Source organism: Pandoraea iniqua (assembly GCF_902459685.1).
GTDB classification, from domain to species: Bacteria; Pseudomonadota; Gammaproteobacteria; order Burkholderiales; family Burkholderiaceae; genus Pandoraea; species Pandoraea iniqua.
This window is the reverse complement of sequence record NZ_CABPSF010000010.1, coordinates 128,911-149,942: the sequence shown is the minus strand read 5'-3', so window position 1 is coordinate 149,942 and position 21,032 is coordinate 128,911. Positions and strand designations below refer to the sequence as shown.

Genomic DNA, 21,032 nt, shown 5'->3' with positions numbered 1-21,032 from the left:
TCAGTTCGCCGGTTTCGAGGTGGGCTTGCCTGCGGGCTTCAATGCAGGCTGCGCCGTGCCTCGCAACACCAGCAGCTTGATGCTTTGCGGCGGCAAATCGACGCGCAGCGCACCGTCCGTGGCTGCCACATCGGGGGCGCGCGTCAGTTCGTTGTTCACCAACTGCCAGACTTCGCCCGCACCGCCGACGGCAAAATTGGCGAGCGAAATCGTGGTCTGCGCAGGGCGGTCCAGTTGCTTGTTGATGACCACCACGGTCATCGCGCCGTCATCACGCAAAGCCGCGAATGCCGAAACGGTATCCGGGTCGGGGACGGTAGCCGCCACACTGGTCGAGCCGAACGCGCCGCCGTGCCCGTCGTAGTTCCGGTAAAGCTTGATCGCCTTGTAGACCGGCATCGACGGATCGAGCGTGCCCCAGCGCGTGGCCATGTCGAGTTTTTCACGGCCGAAAATGCCCAGCACATCCGCTTGGGCCGTCGCGCCGTTCATACGCGTATCGGCGCCCCAGTTGTACTCGGTAATGGCGATCGGTGTGCCGGGGTAGTAATACGTGTCGACCCACTGACGCATCATCGGAATCAGCGCCACCACGCTGTTGATCCACGTCGGGTCCTTGTAATTCGGGTCCCACAGATTGCGCGTGGAGCGGTTGCGCATCAGCGCAATCGTGGACGAATTGCCGGTGGGCGCTTCCTCGTATTCACCGCTCTGCGGGTAGAAGTGCAGACTGAAGACGTCAATCGGCCGGCCCGCTTTCTTCCACTGCGCCAGCAGCCACGGCACGTAAGCCATGCCGCCGGTCTCGCGCTGACGGTCGGGCGCCTGCGCATAGCCATGCTTGATGGAATGCTGCTGGTCGAAGCCACTGTACTGATAGCCGTTCCAGCCCCACTCTTCGGGCGCGATCACCTGTGCGCCCGGGTCCGCCGCCTTCACGGCGCGCGAATAGGCGATCACTTTCGCCGCAATCTCACTCGCGTGCGCGCCTGTCGGATGCACGTCGTTGTGAATCAGTTGCCAGAGGCTCGGCTCGTTATCCATCGCGTAATAGCGCACGCCGCCCGCACGCGCGGGCCCGAACTGTTGCACCAGCGCCGCCACACGCGCCTGCTGGCTGGCGGGGTCGTCGGGCACCGTGGCATCGTTCGGGTCATTCACGACCGGCGTGCCGTCGCGCAGGATGCCGTTGCCCGCGTCGGTCATCCCATCCACGTCGTGGTTCTGTTGCAGGCCGTATTTGGCGATCGAGAAACTGGCGAGGCGCTCACGGGCACGCGACAGCGTGGCCACACGCCCCAGCATCGAAATCGTCACGATGGGGGTCGCACCGGCCGCCTTCGTCAGCGCGACAAACCGGTCGCCGAACTGATCGTTGATATCGGCGGGATTGACCGGCAGGCTTTCGTAGTACCAGTCGCGCCCGGCGTTGCGCGCGTCGAGCCGCCAGTTGTAGGCCGAGGCGCTATTGCCGCCCGAGCGGTTGAGCGGCACGCGCAGGTCCTGCAACATCGCCGTCGTGCCGAAGTTGATGCCGTAGATGTACGGATTGATCGGATGGCGGCTGGCCGCCGCATCCACCGCGATGGTCACCGGCAGCAACTCGCCGGGGGTGGCTTTGGTGCAGGCTGCGGCGGACAGCAGCAGCGCTGCCCCGGCCAATTGAATGAAACGGGAGCGGGGGCTACGGTGCCGCAAAACGCGCATGGAAACTCCGGGGATCGGCCCGCCGATCAAAGCCGCCCGCGCGCCAGATGTAGGCAAAAATCGCCAGAATGACGGCGGTTTCGCCCGGCGCGAGCGTCGGCGGGTAGAAGAACGAGGCCAGCAGAACAAACTTCAGATAGTCGAACAGTGCGCCGAGGAAGTCGTCTTCGACCTCCGCGCGCAGGTGCCGGTAGAAGAAGAGTCCGCGCAGTTGCAGGGCCAGAATGATGAGCGCACCGATCAGGCCGAACTCGAACACGATCCCCAGCCAGGTGATGTCCGCCAGAAAGAAAAAGTGGTGGAAGTAACCTATCAGGCTGTCGCCGCTCGCGGGGCTGATGGTGCCCACGCCGAACAGCCAGCGCATCGGCTCGTTACCGAGGAAGCGTGTCGCCAGTTGGGCGGAAATGCGGCGCGTATCGAAACCGGTCTCGGCGCCCGCGCTGAAAATGGTCGCCAGATACCCCATCGAGAACACCGACGCCAGCACCACGGGCACCACCAGCAAAAGCCCGATCCGTGCACGCGGGCGGGCCCAGACGAACGTATTGATGACCAGCACCGCCACGATGCCGATGGCCAGTGCGCGCGACTTCACGATCAGCAGCGCCACCGCCAGCCCGATGAGCACGCCCACGAAATACCGGAAGCTCCGCTCGAAATAGGCGCGGCGGTAGCAGAAGAACAGCAGGATGAACGGGAAATACATCGACATCCGGATGCGATGCCCCCGGCTGTCGGCGGTGAAGAACGGTGCCTGACCGAAGACGTAGGTCTCCTTGTACCAGCTGGCCGGTACCACCAGCCACATCAGGATCAGTGCCCCGACGACGACCGTGCCCAGAATCACGAAGCTGCGCCCCAACTCGCCCAGCGTCGGCTTGAGCATGAGCAGCAGCGCCAGAAACGAAAAGAAATACAGAATCGGCAGCAGTTTGACCTGCGCCGTCAGGCTGACGAAGAAACTCTCGTTGAAATAGATGACGGCGGCGAAGCTCGGGATGATCAGCAGCCACGCAAAACTCAGCAGCACCTGCCGCGTCATGGGAAAGCGCGGCTGACTCCCCAGACGCAGCACCAGCGGCAGCGTGAGCACCGGAAACGCTTTCGACAGGGCCCACAACGGATACAGCGCCGTAATGTAGTGAAAGGTCTGGCCGAACATCGGCAGCACCAGCACCAGACACCAGATCACATAGGCGCGCGAGGCGCCGTCGGCAAAGACGGGCGGCAGTTCGCCCACCGGCGCTTCGGTGCGGCTTGCTGTCATTTCGAGGGAATGCGACCCGGCTGTCACGAAGCGGTTGAATTCGGTGAGTAAGCTTGGCAAACCCGGCCGGCGCAGAGCCCCTGCGACAGCCGGTCATGAACGATCAGAAGGAACGTGCGCCGTTGATGTCGTAGTTCACGTTCTTGTTGAACGGCAGTGCCTTGTTGATGTACTGGTCGACCCAGAGATCCACTTCGGCAATCGACGACTTCGGCACGAAAATCGTGTCGTTGGACGTCAGCACGATGTCCTGCGCCGGGTCGCCCTGCTGCGTCAGTGCCTTCACGTCGATGGTGCGCAACATTGGACGGCCGTCCGGGCTGCGGCGAATCAGGACGATCTCGCCGGTGCGGGCGGTGTCGAGCAGGCCTTGTGCGGTGATGATCGCCTGCATGACGCTCATGCCCGGCGTGAGGGCCAGTTCGCCCGGCTTGCCGACTTCGCCGCCCACGAAGATGTGCGCGGCCGTCTGGGTCACGGCGATCTGGGCACGGGCATTGGCGACCATGCCACCGGTCGCCAGCGCGCGGTCGACGGTCTCGCCAAACTGCGCGAGCGTCTGGCCCGCGGCAGGCAGATTGCCGGCAAACGGCATGGCGATCGTGCCGTCGGGCGCGACGCGTCCCTTGTAGTTGAGCTCGATGTTGAACGGCAGGACGACGGAAATATCGTCCCCCGGCAGCAGGCGGTAGGGCGACGGCGCGGCGTCGACCCAAGTCGCGAAATTGGCCGGTTGCTGGTATTTCGTGTCAACCCAGGTATGAGAGCAGGCTGTCAGCGTCATCAGTGCCAGAACGCAGGCCGGGCGGAAAATGTTCATCGGTAATGATGGCGAGAGGCCGGGATTGGTCGGTTTGGACCGTACTCTAGTGCACTTGGGCGTTCTCGCCAAGCGCGAAGAATGTTTGTCGGATTTAGGGGAAAAAAGTCGATCTTGGGAGACTTTCGGGGGACGATCTTACGTAAGATATGCGCCTTGAAGCCACACTTGATGGCCCGGCAACGCTACCGCTACTCGCACCCTTATGGCAATTACGACCAGAACAAGGCCTGACCGGCACGCCGCTGTCGTCGATTTGACGATCCGGGACTATCTCAATACCTTCTTCTATTACCGAAAGATTGCGACGGCAGTATTTCTGGGGATCGTCGCTCTCGGCATTCTGATAGCCCTGCTGGTACCCATTCCGTACCGCGCACAAGCCACGCTGCTGGTGCTCAACGCCGGCTACTACGACCAGACTAACAACGCTAACGCGGGCGTCGCACTCCAGCCGCCGGTCGGTCAGTTGAACGGCGTGGAAGCACAAATTCTCGCCAGCCCGGAGCTGCACCGCGATGTCGTCCTGTCCAAGCTCGGACCGGCCGCCACCGAACGTGACATCGACCGCGAGTTGCAGAGCTTCGAGCGCAAGCTGCACATCGAGCAGAACGACCTCGCCAACACCATCACGCTGACTTATTCGGATACCGATCCGAAGGTGGCCGCCGAGGCGCTGGCCCGTTTGCTCGACAAATACTTCCGTCAACGCGCCTCGATCTTCACGTCGGGCCGTGTCAGCATGCTGGTGAGTCAGCGCGACGACGTGGGCCAGCAACTCGACAAGGCCGACGCCGATCTGCTCGCGTTCCAGAAGAAACACGGCATCGTCAAGATCGACGACCAGACCTCGCGCGCCGTGCAACTGGAAAGCCAACTGGTGCAGCGCAAGCTGGAAACCGACGCCAAGCTGTTGCAAGACCGCGGCGAACTCCAGTCGATGCAGGCCTCGACGAAGGACGTGCGCTCGACCATCCCGATCTATACCGACGACTCGGAAGCCAGCCGCGCGCTGAACGGCATGCAGATCACGTTGTCGGAACTCGAGACCAAGCGCGCCGATTTCGCCTCGCGCTATCTGCCCACCTCGCCGTTCGTGCAGAACATCGATAAGCAGATTGCCGACATGCGCGCGAATATCGCGAGCCAGAAGCAGCAGATGATGACGGCCACGCGTCTGGGTCATAACAATTACTACGATGTGGTGCAGGAGCGTCTGTCCGTCCTGAATGCCAGCATCGCCGGCGGTCTGGCGCAGCAGAAGGCACTCGACGAGCAGATCAAAGACACGCGCGCCAAGCTGCAAGGCCTGAGCGACGTGTCGAGCCAGTTGAGCCAGTTGCAGGCGCGCCGCGACATCCTCGCCGACAGCTTCAAGGAGCGCTCGCGTCAGGTCGAACTGGCCCGCGTGCAGCAAGGTCAGGCCAGCCAGATCAACGGCACCAACGTGCGCGTGATTCAGGCCCCGTTCCCGCCGTCGCAGCGTAGCGTGGCCGCCAGTCTGGTGATCGCCGCCGCCATCGCAGCCGGTCTGCTGATCTCGGCACTGACGGTGTTGATTCTCGCCAGCCTGCGCGAAACGTTCCTGAGCCCGGAGCAGGTCGAACGTGCGCTGTTGCTGCCGGTGGTCAACGCGCCGGTCATGCTCGGTGCGGAACGACGGGCAGCGGGGACGGCAAGCGCTGCGGGTGCAGCAGGCGTTGCAGCGACGGGCGCAGGAAGCCCTGCCGCCGCAGCGGCCGCCGAGCCGACGCTCAGCCGCCCGGCCTATATGGCCTATGGCCGCATGATCGCGGCGATCAATAGCAGCACCGACGCCCACGCCAAGGTCGTCATGGTGCTGGCGGCGAGCCAGAACGACGGGCAGACGGCCGTGATTCAGGGGCTTTCCGTCGAACTCGAACACCGCTCGGCCAAGCCGATCGTCGTTCTCGACATCGCTTCGAGCGCCGGTGCGCCGCTGTATGGCAAGCCCAACGCGCAAGGGTTGCTGGCGTGGCCGGATGGCGTCGGGAATAGCGGCAGCGGCACGGCGAGCGCCGACGCCATCGTCGGCACCGGCACGCTCGAGTCGCTGGCCTTCACCCGTGTCGATCGCCACAACATCGTGGTGGCGCAACCGCGCAGCGGGGCCATTCCGTCGTCGTGGCAGCAGGTCACCCAATTGTTCGACGCGCTGCGCGAGTCGCACGACTACATCGTCGTGCATGCGCCGCCGTCGAGCCAGTCTTTCACTGGCATCGAAAATGCATCGCTGGCCGATGCGACGGTCCTCGTCGTGCGCGCCGAATCGACCCGTAAGCCGGTCATCGCCGGCCTCAAGTCGCAGGTCGAAGATGCCGGCGGACACTTGATCGGCGTGGCGCTCACGCACCGTCGCGGGTACATCCCTGCGGCGATTTACCGCTTCTTCTAGCCGCCGGTCCCGCCTCGGGCTCGAACTCGGACTCAGACTCAGACACTGACGACCATGCAACAAATCAGCGCGATCCTGCCGATCAAGACCCGGGGACGACACTACGCCGATAACATCGGCCGTTGTGACATCCTCTTCTCGTCGCTGCGTCACTTCACGACGCCGGATCTGTTCCATCGGTTCGTCATCATCGTGCCGCACGACGAAGTCGACGAGGTCAAAGGCTATGCCAAGGCGTGGTCGGACTTCCCCATCGAGGTCATCGACGAATCGCTGTACATGGGCGCGTTCGCGGAATTCTCGCAACGTCACCAGATTCGCAACTGGCACCGTCAGCAGATCATCAAGATCAACGCGCCGGAGTGGATCGAGACCGAGTACTTCCTGATCTTCGATCCCGATTGCTTCGCCACGCACGCGTTCGACGTGAATTCGCTCATCACCGACGGCCGTGCGGTCACGCACCTCCAGCCGCGCAATGTCGAGCCCTACTACTGGGAAGCCTCGTCCAAGCTGCTCGACGTCGAACCGCACCTCGAGCGCGACGGCGTCTGGTGGACGCCAGCCACGCTCTCGCGCTCGCTCTGCCTGTCGTTGCAACAGCGTCTCGAAGCGGTGCACGGCACCGACTGGAAGCGCGTGCTGCTCGCCAACTATGCCGTCGACTGGACGGAATACACCCTGTACTGGCTCAATGCCGAGCACGAGGGACTGCTGGCGCAATATCACACGCAGGCCGTGCCGCCGCAGCGCACGCTGCACGCGACCGAAAGCGTGTGGTTTGCCGAGAAGATGCAGGAGTGGGACGCCGCACATTACTTTGCCCCGGACGCCGACGGCCTCTTCGCGGTCGTGCAAAGCAACACGCAAATTCCGCTCGATCAGGTGGTGGCCAAGCTCTCGCCTTATTTCCCGATTACCATTCAGCCTTACGAGCGCCACATTGACCCGGTGCTCAAGGGCGCCGAGCTTTATTCCGCTGTGGTGCGGCGCGGACTCAAGATGTTGAAAAAGCTGCGAGGCTGAGGTTGATGAGCAGTGGCAAGAACAAGCTGGTCGGTATCGAGATTCTGAGATTTATCAGTGCATTCGCGGTACTCATCTGGCATTACCAGCACTTCTTCTTTCAACCCGCGACGGCGTCGATCGATGTGGTGCGCAGCACCGAGCCGCTGTACGGGCTGCTGCACCCGTTCTATGACTTCGGCTGGCTCGGGGTCAACGTCTTCTGGACGATCTCCGGCTTCATCTTCTTCAATCGCTATCTCGGCAGAATCGCCGCGCGCAGCGTGTCCGGCGGCCTGTTCTTCCTGAACCGGTTTTCCCGGCTGTATCCCCTTCACATCGTCACGCTGATCGCCGTTGCGGCGCTTCAGGCGTACTACGTGCGCGAGAATCACGCGTACTTCGTGTATCCGTACAACACGCCGTACGACTTCTTCGTGAACGTGATCTTCGCCTCGGGCTGGCTCACCCCCTACACCGACTCGTTCAACGGACCGGTCTGGAGCGTGTCGACGGAAATCGTGATCTACGTCGCGTTCTTCCTGCTCGCGCGGTTCTGCCGCATCGGCCTGATCTCGACGCTCCTGCTCATCGGCCTGTCGGCGGCAGCGGGCGGCTGGCTGATTCACCAGCAGATCAAGGGCAGCGAATCGAACATCGTCTACTGCGCCTTCTATTTCTTCATGGGTGGCGCCGTCCACCTGGTCTACCAGCGCTTGCGCACGGTGATCGAGCAGCATCGTCTCGCGACAGTGGCGCTGTGTTGCGCCGCCTATGCGGGGCTGTTCTGGTTTTGCGCCGTCTTCGGCGGCACGAAGTATCTGGCGGCGACGGTCATCGCGCCGGTGTCGATCGTGCTGTTGCAAGTGATCGAACCGTGGATTCCCGACCGGCTGGCGGCACCCATCGTCCATCTGGGCAACACGACCTATTCGAGCTATCTGATCCACTTCCCGCTGCAACTGACGACCGTGATCCTGTTGCAGCAGTGGGGCATCGCCAGTGCCTCAGTGGCGATGAACGCGGGGTTCCTCGCGGCCTATCTGATCGTGGTGTTCGTGCTGGCGCATCTGGTCTACCGGGGCTTCGAAGCCCCGGCACAGGCGTTGATCCGGCGCCGCATGGCGTGGCTAGGCAAGCGCTCGGCGGTCAAACCGGTGAACTGAGGGGACGCATCGGGGACGCCTGACAGGCACGATGCGTGTTGTCGGGTGCGTGTTGTTGGGTGCGTGTGCCGGGTACGTGATACGCGCCGCTCAATGATGGTGGTGATGCGACCACAGCGGGTCCATCGAGTCGACGAACGACGCCACCGCGGCTTTGTCGCCGGTCGCATGGCGCATCAACTGGCCGCACTTGCACCAGCCCTGATACGGCGTAATGTGTGAGCATGCCGACGTCTTCTGCAAATACAGCGTGACGGGTTTGGCGCACTTCGTGCACTTGAACTTGAGAGTGAGGGCGAGTTTGCTCATGATGAATCCACAACGGCGCGCACGTTCTGGCACCGTGCGCAAAAGCATGATTGTACCGGCAACGCCGGAATCGCTCGCCCTGACGCCCGGCGTCGGGTCGCCGATGCGCCGCCGTTTGCTGCAAGCCGCCGCACTGGCCGCCTGTCTGCCGCTTGCCGCCTGCGACGCAGCCCCGGAGATGAGCGGCACGTTCCTGCAACTCTGGCGAGAGCATCTCGACTGGCGGCCCGAACAATGGCGCGCCCGCATCGCAGCCACCCGCGCGCTGGGTTGCCGGGAAGTCTTCGTCCAGTGGATCGCACTCGCCGGCGACCCGGCGAGTCAATGGCGGGCATCCAACGCCTTGCTCACCCAACTGCTCGACGACTGCGCGGCCCAAGGCATGGGCGTTCACTTCGGCGTGCCTTACGACGACCGCTGGTGGAAAGTGCTGGGCAGCACCGAAGCCGGCGCGCTCGACACCTACCTGAACGACGCCAGCGCGGCCGTCGCAGCCACGCTGAACCGGTCACCGTGGCCGCGTCACGCAGCGTTCCGCGGCTGGTATCTGCCGTACGAGGTGGAGCAATACAGCTGGTCGGACCCCGCACGGCGGGACACGCTCGCGAACTGGCTCGATGGGCTATCCCGGCTAGTGCACGATTCGTCCGGCCAGCCGCCGACGATCTCCACGTTCTACAGCCACATTCCCGGCCCCGGCGCGTTGCCGGACCTGTGGCGCGTGCTGCTCGAGCGCACGCGCGTTCATCCGATGATTCAGGATGGCGTCGGCGAATGGGGCATGGAGAACTACGAGGCACTGACCCCGCTGCGCGAGTTATTCATCGCACGCGACACCAAGTTCGATTTGATTCTGGAATTGTTTCAGAGCGCACCGAACGGCAAACAGGACGGCACCGATTTCAAGGCACACGCGGCGAGCTTCTCGCGCGTGTCGAAGCAGTGGGACATCGCACGCGACTATGGTGCCCAGCGCGTTGTCGCGTTCGCCGTCGACCCGTGGGTGCTGGGCGATACCCCCGAAGCCCGCGCGCTCTTGCGCCGCTGGCAGGCCGCGCAACGCTGAGCCGCCGCTGCTACCCGCGCAGGCGCAGGCTCAGGCCGCTTCGACGATCTCGATGAGATTGCCGTTCGGCAAGAACAAAAACACGATGCGCCGGCCACCGAAAGCGACCGCCGGCGCGGGCTCTGCCGTGCGGCGCGCACCGGTATCTTCCAGCGCCGCCAGCGCACGATCGAAGTTGCGCGTCTCGAACGCCTGGTGATACATCTTCGTGCGGCGCTTGAGCACGCCCTCCACCGGCGAACCCTCGGCACTCGGCGCAAGCAGTTCGAGACGCGGGCCCGGCCCGGTCAGAAAGCGGCCCCGCACGCGCTGAATCGGGTCTTCGAACTCCGGCGACTCCAACGTGTAGCCCAGCACTTCCCAGTAGGCTTGTTCGGCGTCGAGATGCTTGCAGGCAATCCCGATGTGATGAAACGTGCACCCGAGTTCGGTCAACATGATGTGGCGTCCGCCGTCGTGAAGTGGATCAAAACTGGAAGTAAAGGAAGCGCGCCGTCTTGTGCAAGTTGAGCATCGCGTAGGCCAGCACCGTCATCGACACGGCAGTCCAGACGAGCGTCGGGCGCCATTGCAGCCAACGCGGCGCCCCCGGTGCAGGGCCTTCCAGTGCCGGTGAATAAACATTCATGATCTGGTTCGAATTCGGTGCGCACCACACCACCACCAGCAACACCGCGATCAGCACGCCCTGCCCCCAACGTTCGAGCAACAAGCGCACCAGATCGCCCGTGGTCCAACCCGGGTCGGCATGGGCGAGCGCCTGAAGCGGATACAGCACCGGGGCGAGCGGCTCCAGACCGTTCATACCGAGCATGTTGGCGATCAGCGTGAAGGCGTCATGCGTGCTGTGCGCCCGGAAGAACAGCAACGCGAACACCACGCAGAGAAACGTCAGCACTACATAGCCCGCGCGCGTCACGCCGGTTGCCGGTTGCGTGCGCTTGGGGCCGAACTGCCGCCATGCGTGATTGACCGTCAGATACGCGCCGTGCAACAGGCCGAAGATCAGGAATTGCAGGCCCGCACCGTGCCAGACACCGGCCACCCCCATCGTGAATACCGTCGGGAACAGAATCATGCTGCTGAACCCGCGCGCCGTGGTCGTGGCCTTACGCCCGACCGTCAGCCCTTTGCGCGCGCGGGCGCGTGTGATCGCCATCGCCACCGGGTTGTAGAGATAGGCCGTCAGATAACGCGTGAGCGTCATGTGAAAGCGCGTCCAGAACTCGATGATGCCGGTCGACTTGTAGGGCGAGTTGAAGTTGAGCGGGAAGCGAATGCCGAACATCTTGGCCAGCCCCATCGCCATATCGGAATAGCCCGAGAAGTCGAAATACAACTGCAACGCGTAGGCGAGCGCCGTGCCCCATGCCGCCAGAAACTGCAACTCGCCGGGGTGATTGAAACCGGCTTCGGCCCACGGCGCGATGCTGTCTGCGAGCAGTACCTTCTTGGCCAGCCCGATGATGAACAGCGTCGCGCCGATCGACAGGTTTTCCGCCTTGAACCGATAGCTTTCGCGATCGGCGAACTGCGGCATCATTTCCTTGTGATGCAGAATCGGGCCGGCAATCAGGTGCGGGAAAAACGTGACGAACAACACGTAACTCACGAAGCCGCGCTCGCGCACCACACCGGCGCGGCAATCGAGCAGAAAGCCCAGTTGCGTGAACGTGAAGAACGAAATTCCCAGCGGCAGAATCATTTCGCTGACGCTATGCGACACGATCCCGAAACCAGCAAGGAAGTCGAGCGTCGCCACCAGATACTTGTAGTAAAACAGCAGCCCCAGATTCGCCACGATGCCGCCCGCCAGAATCCACGATTGCAGACGCGGGCGATCCTCCGTCGACAGAATGCACAGGCTCACAACGTAGTTGAACGCGATCGACCCCAGCAGCAGTGTCACGAATACCGGATTCCACCAACTGTAAAAGACCAGCGAGGCGACGCACAGCCATGCGGCAGCCGCCAGCGGACGCAGGCGGCCGACAAGGTAGTAGCCGCCCAGCGAGATCGGCAGGAACAGCAGGAGGAACGGCAGGGAGTTGAACAGCATACCGGGGAATCTGTATCAGAGAGTCGCGAGGCCGACGGGCAGAGTCACTGTCAGCCCTTGGCCGCCAGTTGTTTCTTGATCAGGCCGATCAGTTCGCTGACGTCGCGCAGCCCTTCGACTTCCGACGTCTTGAAGCGCACGCCGAAACGCATTTCGGTGGCGACCATGATGTTGACGTTCGAGAGCGAATCCCAGGCGTCGAAGTCCTTGGCCGACGATTGGGGCGTGATCGTCACGGTGTCGTCGTCGAACACATCGCGAAAAATCTCGGTCAAGGCGTTAAGGATGTCTGCGTCGGTCATTTCATGCTCCTGATTTCCATGGGTGCGCTTTGTGAGGAGAAGTCGCCAAGGTCCAGCACCCATTCGGTGGCGTTCTCGTGTTCTGCAAGCCGCGTAAAGCCCAGCTTGGCATAGTGATCTTTCACCATGCCGTTCTTCGCGCTCGGGATGTATTCGCCGATGAGGCGCCGCGCGCCCACGGCACGTGCCTGTTCGACGAGCACACCCAGTGTGGCGGGCTCGACTTCGCGGCCCAGCACACGGCAGCTCATCAGCCACGTGTCGATGCGCCAGTCGCCGGGCGCCGCCGGATCGGTCGCGGGCAGCGCGGCAATGACCGCGATGATGCCGTTATCGCCGAAGCTGTCCTTGAGGCGAAAATGCAGCAGCACGGCGCGCGGATCGCCCATCCATTCGAGCACTTCGCTCTCGGTATGGCGTCGCGTCGTGAGATTGAACTGATTCGTTTTTCCCATCAACTGCACGACGCGCGGCAGATCGGTGGTGTTGAACGTATTCCATTCGAGCACCATGTTCAGGCTCGCGAGATACGACCCGAGATCCTTCTGGCTCGTTCGCAAGGCTTCGCGCTGAAGGTTGGCCTGATATTGGCTCGCGCGCTCGCGGTCTTCGGCGGTGAGCGTCACCCCTTCGAAGTAGCCCGAGCGCGACACCGTCGACGCGTACAACGCCGGGTCTTCGGGCATCTCGGGCACTTTCACCATCGGCAACTCGCGGCGCACGAGATTGCGCTCGAACGGGTTGTCGTCGGCGAATACCAGCGCATCGAGACCGATGTTGAGCTGATGCGCAATCGAGCGCAGGTTGCTCGCCTTGTCCTGCCAGTTCGCCACGAAGCACGCAATGTCGTCGCGCTTGAGCACCATCTCCGGATGCGACGTGAACGGTTGCAGCGCGTTGGCCTCGTCGTTCTTCGAACACACCGCGAGAATCACGCCCCGGCGCGTCAGGTCGCGGGCATAGCGCTGGAAGGCGGCAAACGCCTCTCCCTCGCCGTTACCCTGCCCCAACACGATGCCGGCCAGCCCGTCGTCGCCGATCACCCCGCCCCAGAGCGTGTTGTCCAGATCGAGCACCAGACACTTGGCACCGCCGCCGCGACGCGCCGTGATGAGGCGCGCGACCAGATCGCCATAGGCCGGCGATGCCGACGGCGTGACGTACTGCTTGGCGCGCAGCCACAGGCGAGCGTCATGCCATGCGTTCAGACCGTCCTGCTCGCACGCGTCGTCGAGCGCGAGAATATCGACACCCTCTTCGTCGGCCGCCTGTCGCATCGCGTCGTTCAGCCGATGCGTGAGCCAGCGCGCCGAGCCGGGCATGCGTTGTTCGTTGTTGCCCATCATCGCGACCTGTGTGGCCATCAGCGTCTGCTGGATGACATGCGCACCGAAATTCTCACGCAGACGCCGCCACAGCGCGCGCAGATTGTCGATCGCGCCGGCAATCTTCGCATTGGCGTCTTCGACCGTCATCGCGGCGGTCTCGTCGCCGATCAGGTGCTGTGAATCGAAAGCGCACAACGCGACGTTCGGCGCGAAGGTGTGCAATCCCGACGACGGATCGAGCGTCTCGCGCAGATACTGGCCGTAGTCCGGCACGTACAACTGCGCCCAGAGATTGCGCCGCAGTGCGCCCACACGCAGACCCGGCAGCAACTGATCCATCGTCGACGAGCCGAGCACGGCCAAACGTACCGGCGGCGTGGCAAGGTCAGCCGGAGGCTGCGCCCCGAACGCCTTCACGAGCCGCTTGTCGAGCTTGGCGGTCTGCAAGAAATCGAGATTCTCGTTGGCGAGGCCGACCAGTGCCGACCATGCGGGGGCGGCATCCTTGGGCAGCGCATCCACGCGCTGGGCCCAGTCGGGCGAGCGAGGCAACCAATTCAGTTCCGGCATGAGCGTGTCCAGAAAAAAGGGGGGAGGAAGAGCGCAGCGCGCAACCGGTCAACACTCGGCCGCAGGTGCAATTTTCACAACCGATGTCACGACCCCGCTCCCGTCGACGCGTTGCGGGAATCCCCATGCAACAGCGCCGTCTCTTGCGCCGTCAACGGCTGGAGCAGCGACATCTCCGACATCTCCCATATCACCAGCTTCAGGCTCTTCGGCCATTTCTCGCGATCCTGCATGGCTTGCATCAGCGCATCGGCGAACTTGCCGCCATCGCGGCTCACGTTCCACACCGGCTGGCCGAGCGACTGCCCCAACTGTTCTGCAAAATTGCTGCGACGCGAATTCGAACTGCCGGCCAGCAGCACCTCCACCGGCGGCCCGTCGTCGAGCAGCCCGCCGCTCGCGGGCAGCGCGAACGTCTGCGGCACGTAGGTGTCAGGGGCCGGACGCCAGCCATCGGGCGCCTTGCTCAATCCAGCTAGCACCAGCAGATCGCCCACGCGCGGTTCGCGACGGGGTGCGAGCGACACGTCGTAGCGAAGATCGCCACGGCGGCCCACCAGCGGCAGCGCCGCCTTGGCGACGGCCTGTGCCGCCATCGCCGCACCGTCCTGATTCATGTGCACGTCGGTGCGGTAGAACGCGTCGGGCATCGGCTGCAAGACTTGCGTCAGATCGACGTGAGGCACGCCGGCGGCGTCGAGCGCCTGCTGCCATTGCGGCAGTTGCGCCACCGTGGTGGCCGGGCGCGTGAGGCCGCACAGCGCGTTGGCCGCGACGCGCGACTTGTCCGGCACGGTCACGGCCAGCACCTTCACGTTGTCCGCACGCAGTTGTTCGGTCAAACGCTTCATCAGCGCAATGCGCTCGTTCACCACGGACTGCACGTCGGGCACCGGCGCGCGCACGCCATCGGTATAGAACAGCCAGCCGGGGCAGCCCTGCTGCACTTGCGTGCCCAACTGACCCAGCACGCGGTAGCGCCAGGCGGCGTCGGCGGTCTCCATCGTCTCGCGATACGGCAAGGCGAGTGCCGTGTCGAGCCGCTTACCGGCGGTGCCGTCAAGCCACGCGCGGGCGCCCAGATCGCCATGCCCCGCTTTGACCGACTGGGTCACGCCATAGACAAGACCGATGGCCATCAACAGCCCGAAGCAGAACGCCGCAGCACGATGCGACGATGGCGGCGTCGGCACGTCGGGGGTTTGTGGCGCAGGCATCGACAAGCTCATGTTCGACTTACTTCGCAATGGCCGCCGAGACGCGATCGCGCCACGCGGCATCGGTCATGAGCGACGCGGCATCCCACTGACCGCTGGTGTTCGGGCCGTACAGCATCTGCACTTCATTGAGCTGCCACACCACCACCTGCGGGCGCGCCTGCTGGAACGCGGGCGATTCGAGATACTGCGCGAACACGGCCCACGGCCCGAAGTTGCCGTACTTCCACGTCAACCCGACCGGGCGATCGATATCGGCCGAGAGGGCTTGCGGGTACCCGAGATACGGCTGCACGAAGCTGTTGCCGACCACATGCACCGGGGCAGCGGCATCGTCGAGCAGGCCACCCTCGTCGGCCTTGTTGGCGCGCACGGTATAAATTTCCTGACCGACCGCCTTACGTTGTGCAGCCGTCATGAGTTCGGCGAAATCGGCGAAGCGGCGCTCCTTGATCCAGTTGCCCAGCTTCTTGCCGGTACCGGCCTGACCGCTCAGTGTCCAATTCTTCTTGATGACGTCGGCCGTGGCGGCAGCGGCCGCTTCGGCGCTCCATGCCGTCCAGTGCGAGTCTTTCTGGAAGAAGGCCGTCTGGTTGTCGTGCTGCACGCTCTTGAGCACGGGCATCAGATCCACGGTCTGAATATCGGCCCGGCGCAGGGCGTCGATCATTTGCGCGTAACGCTCGCGCACGGCCGGTGCGATGCTCGATCCGGCCGGCAGCTTGTCTTCGTAAAAGCGCGCCTTGAGCGGCGCCACCACGACCACCAGACCGATCCCCTTGGCGGCCAGTGCGTCTTTGGCCGCGCGCATCAGGTTCACCGAGTTATCGATGCCGGCGCGCCCCGCGTCCGTCATGTTGTCCTGCGCGTAGAACAGCCAGTCGTCCTTGCCGATCAGCACGGCCTGCGCATGCGCCGCCGAGGCGCTCAGACAGGCACCGGCCACCAACAGGCCGGACGCCACCGTGCGGGCAACGCGTGTGAAGTGAGAAAGGTTCAGATTCATGAGGCTAACGATGAGGGTTTGTCGTGATCGGGCCATGACACGCAGGCTTCACGCGTGCGGCACGGCGCGATGCATTCAATTCGCCTTATAGGGTTCGGTGCGATTGGTCGCGCCAACGAGCACCGGCGCTTGCGCCGTCCCCACGAGGAACAGGCTGTAGCGATCGCCGCCCTTGAGCGGCGGCAGCGCGAGCGGCGCGGAAGTGTGTCCGGCGCATTCGCCCACGAGCGACGCCGATACCGGGTTGATCGCCCGCGCAGCGCGCGCGCCGTCGGCCACCGCCGGAAACACTGTCGGTCCGCCCGCCACACCCACTTTGGCCGTACAGCCGGGCACCAGATTGTATACCGCCAGTTCGGCTTTCAGACCGTCTGCGGCCGGGCTCTCGTCGACGATGACCTTGGCCGGCGCACTGGCCTTCGCACCATCTACGACGAGCGTCACGAAGCCGCCTTTCGGGGTCTTGCCGGACACGTCGATGGCACGCCCGTTCACCTTGAGCGGATAAGCCTGAGCACCGGGCAGCACACGATAGTCGGTGACGATCTTGCCGTTGGCGGCGAGCGACTCCGCCTTAGCGCCGTTGCCGAGCTGCACGCTCACCGGTGCCACTGCCTGATTGACCACGCGAACGTACACCGAGCCGTCGGGCGGCAGCGCATAGAGCCGCGCGATGTCGTCGGCGGGCGCCGCATGCGCCAGCGGGGCGAGCGAAGTCAGGAAGGCGAGGACGACCGAACCGAATGCCGGACCGAATGCCGAAGCGGAACGTGAAGCCGATCGCGGCGAACGTACAAAGGATGCGAGCGTCTTGGTCATCTTTGACATGTCGTGATCAATAGGAGAAATAGAGCCCGGCGAAGATGCCTTGCGAGCGATCGTCGCCGCCCAGACGCACACGGTATTGCACGTTCAGGTCGACGAACGACTGCGGCGCGTGGTACTTGTCTTCGCGGAACCACCAGCGCGCCGTCACACCGGGACCGATGCCGGCAGTGAAGCGCGTGGCGAGCAGGCTGTCGTATCCGGCCGTCACGCCCAGATACGGCGTGACCACCAGATTGTGGCTGATGCTGTCCATGCGGAATGCACGGCCATAGCGCGCTTCGAACGTGCCCAGCGTCTGCGGATGGTCGATGAAATAGTCGCCTTCGCCGTACACCAGCCAGTACTCCCAGTTCGGCTTGTCCACCCGCAGGCTGCCCCCTTCCCCATCCGACCATGCGGCACGCAGCAGCCAGTCGGTGCGGCTGTTGCTGCCCAGCGGGATGAACTTCTCGACCGCGAACACGAAGTTCTGGCGGCTGAAGGGCTTCCACCGTGCACCGATCACGCCCTGATTGGTCGACAGACCGGTCGTACCGCCCGTGCCGTCATAGAGGGCCTGATTCATGCGCGCATACACCTCGAAGATGCTGCCGTCGCGATTGCCGATCACGGGCGGGCGCCAATAGAGTTCTTCTGACGACTGCAAGGTCTTGCGCGCACTCAACGACGGTGCAAACGCCGCATTCATCACACCGACGGTGCCGTAGCCCAGTGCCGCATTGAAGCCCCACGTGCGGTCGAGATCGGAGACGGCCTGACGTACGTTCTGACGCGGCTGCGGTTCGAGTTCGATCTGACCGGCATCGGCCGCATCGATAGCGCGCGAGAACAAATAGCTCGCCCGCTTGTTGTCATACAGACGCTGCGCGGCATAGGCGGCGTCGAGCAGACTCTCGGGAGGAATGTCGGTCGACTGCGCAAGCGGCGCGTAGGCCGCGCGCGCCTCGTCCTTGCGGCCCGCGAGGCTCAGCGCATTGACCAGCAACAGCCGGTAAGCGACGTTGTCCGGTGCGGCGTCGAGCGCCGCCTGCGCCGATTTTGCCGCTGCGTCGTAATCCTGCTTCGCGAACGCCGCATACGCCTGCGAAGCGGCCTCGTAACCCGGGCCGCTGCCTGCAAGGCTGGAGCCCGCAGGCAGCAGGTTGCACAGCACGTCCTGCGAGTCCGACGTGCAGAACACGACCGGCGCCTGTTCGGCCGCGCTGCGAGCACGGCGCTTGTCGTCGGGGCGTTGCGTATCGGCGGCAATGCGTTTGACGGTAGCGAGTTGCCCCTCGGAGAGCCAGTCTTGTGCGACGGCCTTGTCGAGATCCTTACGCGCTTCGTCGGTACGGCCAAGCTTTTGGCGCGCAAAGCCGCGCATGGCGAGCGACAGCGCATCTTCGCCGTCTTGCGAGAGCGCATCGGACGCCGCCGCATCCGCCTCGGCGTACTGGCCTTCGCTCAGCAACGCACCGGTGAGCAGGTAGTGATAGCTCTGCACGTCCAGGGCCTGACGCACCGCCTGCCGCGCAAGCCCCACCGCACGCGCGTAGTCACGCTCGCGGTAAGCGTCCCAGGCGGCCATCGCAGGCGCCGGGGCCAGACGCCGGTGCATGCGGTCTCGCAGCGCCTGCAAGGCCTCGTCGTCCGGCGTGAGCTTGAGCGCTGCGTCGGCCTCGTCGGCAGCGGCCTGAACCTTGTCCTGACGTTCCAGCGAATAGATCAACAGGCTTCGCATGCCCGCATTGCCGGGTTGCAACCGCAGCGACTCCCGCGCGTTGCGCTCGGCTTCGTCGTAGTGGCCGGCGGCGTAAGCCTTGTAGGCCGCGTCGGCCGACCGATACGCCGGCGATTGCATGGTGCCGGCGGACGCACCGGCCTTGCCGCCGGCGGGACGCGGCGCCAGTTCGGCGCGCAGATTCTCGCGCGCGGCACTCAACGCCGGATCGCGGTGGCCCTTCGCCAGCGCTTCTTCCGTCACGTCGAGCGCCTGCCGCGTGCGCTTCATGTTCTGAAGTGCATAGATGCGCAGCAGCCACAGCCGCGTGACGTCCGGGCGCAGCGCAAGCGCTTTGGCGGCCTGATCCTGCGCCGTCGCGTAGTCCTTGCGGTTATAGGCCTTGAAGGCCGCATCCCCGAATCGCCACGCATCGCCCTCCAAGGGCGCCTCGGCCACGGCGGGTGCCGCATACACGGCACCGGTGGCACCGGCAGCCGCGAGGCAGGCCAACACTGCGGTGTAACAAACGGAACGGGAGAAGAACGTCATGTTTCGGCGTTTCGCTGTGGTGAGTCAGGCGGCGGCGCCGCATCACCCGGCACACTTTGTTGGAATGAGATCGCTTCGTGCAGCGTGGACTCGTCCAGCCAGCCCTGTTCGACCAGAATCTCGCCCAGCGGCCGGCCTTCGCGCTTTTGCACGTCCAGCGCATAAGCCAGTTTCGTCTCGTCGATGGCCTGCCACGACATGAGCAACTCGCCCAGTCGCTGACGCTGCGACGCGATCTGATCGGTCGACGGGAAGTCGTGCATGGTCTTGTCCCAGACAAGACGCTTGCCGGTCACCAAATGGATGATGAACAGCCGCCATGCACGCCCCGCCGCCATCGCATTGATGAAGTTGCCGATGACCATGCGCGGCACGGCGAGAATCGCGTGTTCCCATCCGTACATGTGAAAGACGAAGTAACTGCGCTGAATCACGCGCAGTGCCAACGCGAACGAGTTGATCCCCATGAGCGTGACGAGCCAGCCCCCGGGCGGAAACACCGACGGGTAATAAACCGTCCACCAGCCCATGCGGTCGGCAAACAGGAACAGCAGGAAGTTGAGCAACAACACGTAGGCGATGATGGCGACGAACGACGTGGCCAGCCCCTTGCGGTCGCGGAACAGCAGATACTTCGTCGCGAGCGACCCAGCCCAGCCGACCTGCACCCAGCCCTGAAGTCCGATGCCCAGCGTCCAGCGCGCCTTCTGCCGGTACGCCGTCCTGAACGTGTTGGGGAAGTACTCGCGAATGCCGAGCGGCAGGCGGATCGTCGACACCTTCTCCTTGCCGAAGCCGAACGACCGCTTACGTTTGACCACGTACTCGACCGTGAATTTGCCGAAGATCTGCTTCATGCCGCGTCGCGCCAGACGGGCACCGATGTCGTAGTCCTCGGTGAGCGTGTCGGTGTTGAACGGCTGATTGTCGGTCTCGGCGGCCAGCTCTTCGAGCGCTTTGCGCGAAAAGCAGGTCCCCACGCCCGCCGACGGCACCATCTTCGACATGCTCTCGCGCACCACCAGATCCTTGGTGTGCCATTCGGCGAACTCGTCCATGTAGGTGCCTGCGACGAGTTCATACCATTCGCGCTCGAGCGACGTCACGGGCAACTGGATGAAATCGATACGCGGCAGCAGATAGTTGTAGTACTTCAGCTCCAACGGGTGAAGCACGTCCTCGCTATCGTGAAGAATCACCCCGGCGAACGGCTCCGGCTGCTGCTGGTTCTGCTTGAAAATCGCCTGCACGATCCAGTTCAGACAGTCCGCCTTACAGGTCGGTCCGTCGTGTGGCACCTCCACACGCACCAATTGCCGGTAACGCCGGCGCATGCGCTCGACTTCCGCTTTGGTCTTCTCGTCGTTCTGATAGGTGCCGACGAAAATCATGTAGTTCTTATATTCGAGCGTGCCCACCATGCTCTCGAGCATGGCGGCAATCACGTCGAATTCCAGCCACGCCGGCACCATGATCGCGAGCGGCTGCTCTCGCGCGGCGCGCAACTGCGACGCCTGCAACGGTGTGTAACGTGGCTTGATGAACAGTGAGCGATAGACCTGGCGCCCCCAGTACCAGGCATCGACGAACAAATCGTCGATGCTCGATAACAGGATGATGATGCCGACCACCGCGCTGGCAATTTCCAGCGCGTGGTAGTAGTCGGCCACCAGATACGGCCAATAGAGCGAGGAGATCACGACGGCGTGTCT

General features: G+C 63.8%; 17 protein-coding genes. 4 read left to right on the top strand and 13 right to left on the bottom strand.

The window, feature by feature from the left end; translation table 11 throughout:
• The 3 genes from PIN31009_RS25650 to PIN31009_RS25640 all read right to left on the bottom strand — a co-directional run bounded on the left by PIN31009_RS25650 (nucleotide 1) and on the right by PIN31009_RS25640 (nucleotide 3,797).
• Nucleotides 1-1,707: a glycoside hydrolase family 44 protein gene (locus PIN31009_RS25650; RefSeq protein ID WP_150791955.1), complete on the bottom strand. Its 1,707-nt coding sequence runs from the start codon at nucleotides 1,705-1,707 to the stop codon at nucleotides 1-3.
• Complete coding sequence (locus PIN31009_RS25645; protein ID WP_150686612.1) at nucleotides 1,685-2,977, bottom strand: hypothetical protein; 1,293 nt, start codon at nucleotides 2,975-2,977, stop codon at nucleotides 1,685-1,687. The genes PIN31009_RS25650 and PIN31009_RS25645 overlap by 23 nt, the downstream gene beginning before the upstream one ends.
• Nucleotides 2,978-3,080: 103 nt before the next feature.
• Nucleotides 3,081-3,797 carry a polysaccharide biosynthesis/export family protein gene (locus PIN31009_RS25640; protein ID WP_150686613.1) on the bottom strand — a complete coding sequence of 239 codons (717 nt, stop codon included), beginning with the start codon at nucleotides 3,795-3,797 and terminating at the stop codon, nucleotides 3,081-3,083.
• 205 nt (nucleotides 3,798-4,002) lie between these two features.
• On the opposite strand from PIN31009_RS25640, the gene PIN31009_RS25635 reads away from it, so the two are divergent.
• The 3 genes from PIN31009_RS25635 to PIN31009_RS25625 are packed head-to-tail and all read left to right on the top strand — an operon-like array spanning nucleotide 4,003 to nucleotide 8,384.
• Entirely contained in the window at nucleotides 4,003-6,213 is a 2,211-nt protein-coding gene (locus tag PIN31009_RS25635; protein ID WP_150791954.1) for an exopolysaccharide transport family protein, read from the top strand.
• A 54-nt stretch (nucleotides 6,214-6,267) separates the two neighbouring features.
• Nucleotides 6,268-7,239: a DUF6492 family protein gene (locus tag PIN31009_RS25630; RefSeq protein WP_150686615.1), complete on the top strand. Its 972-nt coding sequence runs from the start codon at nucleotides 6,268-6,270 to the stop codon at nucleotides 7,237-7,239.
• 5 nt (nucleotides 7,240-7,244) lie between these two features.
• Entirely contained in the window at nucleotides 7,245-8,384 is a 1,140-nt protein-coding gene (locus PIN31009_RS25625) for an acyltransferase family protein (protein ID WP_150791953.1), read from the top strand.
• 90 nt (nucleotides 8,385-8,474) lie between these two features.
• On the opposite strand, the gene PIN31009_RS25620 is transcribed toward PIN31009_RS25625, so the two are convergent.
• Nucleotides 8,475-8,693: a hypothetical protein gene (locus PIN31009_RS25620; RefSeq protein ID WP_058376273.1), complete on the bottom strand. Its 219-nt coding sequence runs from the start codon at nucleotides 8,691-8,693 to the stop codon at nucleotides 8,475-8,477.
• Nucleotides 8,694-8,739: 46 nt separating this feature from the next.
• Between PIN31009_RS25620 and PIN31009_RS25615 the strand changes: the two genes are divergently transcribed.
• On the top strand, nucleotides 8,740-9,759 hold the full coding sequence (locus PIN31009_RS25615; RefSeq protein WP_246185856.1) for a DUF4434 domain-containing protein: 1,020 nt from the start codon (nucleotides 8,740-8,742) through the stop codon (nucleotides 9,757-9,759).
• Nucleotides 9,760-9,789: 30 nt separating this feature from the next.
• On the opposite strand, the gene PIN31009_RS25610 is transcribed toward PIN31009_RS25615, so the two are convergent.
• From PIN31009_RS25610 to PIN31009_RS25570, 9 genes are all read right to left on the bottom strand, one after another.
• A complete protein-coding gene (locus PIN31009_RS25610) occupies nucleotides 9,790-10,197 on the bottom strand; it encodes a VOC family protein (RefSeq protein WP_150686617.1) in 408 nt (135 codons plus the stop codon).
• A gap of 28 nt (nucleotides 10,198-10,225) precedes the next feature.
• Nucleotides 10,226-11,818, bottom strand: coding sequence for an MBOAT family O-acyltransferase (locus tag PIN31009_RS25605; protein WP_150686618.1), 1,593 nt, complete (start codon nucleotides 11,816-11,818; stop codon nucleotides 10,226-10,228).
• Between the two features lie 50 nt (nucleotides 11,819-11,868).
• Complete coding sequence (locus PIN31009_RS25600; RefSeq protein WP_150686619.1) at nucleotides 11,869-12,120, bottom strand: acyl carrier protein; 252 nt, start codon at nucleotides 12,118-12,120, stop codon at nucleotides 11,869-11,871.
• Nucleotides 12,117-14,018 carry an HAD-IIIC family phosphatase gene (locus PIN31009_RS25595; RefSeq protein ID WP_150791952.1) on the bottom strand — a complete coding sequence of 634 codons (1,902 nt, stop codon included), beginning with the start codon at nucleotides 14,016-14,018 and terminating at the stop codon, nucleotides 12,117-12,119. The genes PIN31009_RS25600 and PIN31009_RS25595 overlap by 4 nt, the downstream gene beginning before the upstream one ends.
• Before the next feature lie 86 nt (nucleotides 14,019-14,104).
• Nucleotides 14,105-15,235 carry an alginate O-acetyltransferase AlgX-related protein gene (locus tag PIN31009_RS25590; RefSeq protein WP_150791951.1) on the bottom strand — a complete coding sequence of 377 codons (1,131 nt, stop codon included), beginning with the start codon at nucleotides 15,233-15,235 and terminating at the stop codon, nucleotides 14,105-14,107.
• Between the two features lie 19 nt (nucleotides 15,236-15,254).
• Nucleotides 15,255-16,241, bottom strand: a complete 987-nt coding sequence (locus tag PIN31009_RS25585) for an alginate O-acetyltransferase AlgX-related protein (RefSeq protein ID WP_174997396.1) — start codon at nucleotides 16,239-16,241, stop codon at nucleotides 15,255-15,257.
• Nucleotides 16,242-16,316: 75 nt separating this feature from the next.
• The gene (locus tag PIN31009_RS25580; RefSeq protein WP_174997394.1) at nucleotides 16,317-17,060 is read right to left on the bottom strand and encodes an alginate O-acetyltransferase AlgF; all 744 of its coding nucleotides are present in this window, start codon (nucleotides 17,058-17,060) and stop codon (nucleotides 16,317-16,319) included.
• Nucleotides 17,061-17,076: 16 nt separating this feature from the next.
• Entirely contained in the window at nucleotides 17,077-19,320 is a 2,244-nt protein-coding gene (locus PIN31009_RS25575) for an NfrA family protein (protein ID WP_150791948.1), read from the bottom strand.
• The gene (locus PIN31009_RS25570) at nucleotides 19,317-21,020 is read right to left on the bottom strand and encodes a glycosyl transferase family protein (RefSeq protein WP_150791947.1); all 1,704 of its coding nucleotides are present in this window, start codon (nucleotides 21,018-21,020) and stop codon (nucleotides 19,317-19,319) included. Before PIN31009_RS25570 ends, PIN31009_RS25575 begins: the two co-directional genes overlap by 4 nt.
• Nucleotides 21,021-21,032 lie beyond the last annotated feature (12 nt).